This window comes from Mesorhizobium sp. M7D.F.Ca.US.004.03.1.1, assembly GCF_003998635.1.
GTDB lineage: Bacteria > Pseudomonadota > Alphaproteobacteria > Rhizobiales > Rhizobiaceae > Mesorhizobium > Mesorhizobium loti.
Genome location: NZ_RZQG01001260.1, coordinates 1 through 1,346, shown reverse-complemented (window position 1 = coordinate 1,346; position 1,346 = coordinate 1). Strand labels below are relative to the sequence as shown.

Genomic DNA, 1,346 nt, shown 5'->3' with positions numbered 1-1,346 from the left:
GTTGACCAGCACTTCGTAGCCGACCGTCTTGACGTTATCGAGCTTGTAGCAGGCAAACGCGGTCATCGCGCCGATCTCGGCCCAGGAGCCGGCATACGGGCCGCAGCTGTAGCGCAGCGTCGCTTCGGCGGCGGTGATCGTGCCGTCCTTGCGGGCGCCGATCTTCACGTCGATCGAGGTGGCGCTGGTCGGGCCCGAGGCGCGGAACACCTCGTCGCGGGTCATCACCAGCTTCACCGGCCGGCCTGCCTTGCGCGACAGCGCCAGCGCCACTGGCTCGGCCCAGACATGGGTCTTGCCGCCAAAACCGCCGCCGATCTCCGACGAGGTGACGCGCAGTTTCGAGGCTTCCATGCCAAGCAGCTGGGCGCAGTGCTGGCGGTAGACGAAATGGCCCTGCGTGCAGACCCAAAGGTCGGCGGTGCCGTCTGAACTGAAATTCGCCACGCAGGCATGCGGCTCGATATAGCCCTGGTGCGTCTGCTCGGTCTTGAAGGAGCGCTCGACGATGAAGTCGGCGTGCCCGAAACCCTGATGGACATCGCCATGGCCAAACTGGCTGCGCTTGGTGACGTTGGAGGGTTTTACCGGCTTTTCCTCAAGCCCCTCGGTGAAGATGGCATCATTGATCAACGGCGCCGTGTGCTTCGCCGCCTCGTCGACATCGGTGACATGCGGCAAAAGCTCGTATTCGACCTCGATGAGCTTCAGCGCCTGCCTGGCCGTGCGGGCGTCGACAGCCGCCACCGCGGCGACCGCGTGGCCGTCATAGAGCGCCTTCGTGCGCGCCATGCAATTGTCGAGCACGTCGTACATGGCGGCATCGCCATCGGTGAGGTCGGGCAGGTCGGCGGCGGTGATCACCGCCTTCACGCCGGGAAGCTTTTCCGCTTTCGACGTGTCGATCTTGATGATCCTGGCGTGGGCGTGCGGGCTGCGCAAAACGCGCCCGACCAGCTGGCCGGCCATGTTGAAGTCCGCGCCGTAGCGGGCGCGGCCCGTCACCTTGTCGATGCCGTCGGGACGGATCGGGCGTGTGCCGACGGATGTGAATTTACGTCCGGAAAAACGTGGATCGAAATTCATCTCAGGCTCCCTTCATCACGATGGCCGCGTCCTGGACGGCGCGCACGATCTTGTCGTAGCCGGTGCAGCGGCAGAGGTTCCCGGCAAGGCCGAAGCGGATTTCCTCCTCGGTCGGGTCGGGGTTCTTGGCCAAAAGGTCCTTGGCTGCGATCAGGAAGCCAGGCGTGCAGATGCCGCATTGCAGCGCTGCATGCTCGAGGAACTTCTGCTGCAGCGGATGCAGCTTGTCGCCCTGCGCCATGCCCTCGATGGTCTCGACG

2 protein-coding genes are annotated in these 1,346 nt (G+C 64.7%); both read right to left on the bottom strand.

Annotated features, from left to right (window positions below):
* A partial coding sequence (locus tag EN935_RS36135; protein WP_164771695.1) for a molybdopterin cofactor-binding domain-containing protein occupies positions 1–1,086 on the bottom strand: 1,086 nt, incomplete at its 3' end.
* 1 nt (position 1,087) lies between these two features.
* Positions 1,088–1,346: 2Fe-2S iron-sulfur cluster-binding protein (locus EN935_RS36130; RefSeq protein ID WP_245489140.1), on the bottom strand; the 259-nt coding region annotated here is incomplete at its 5' end.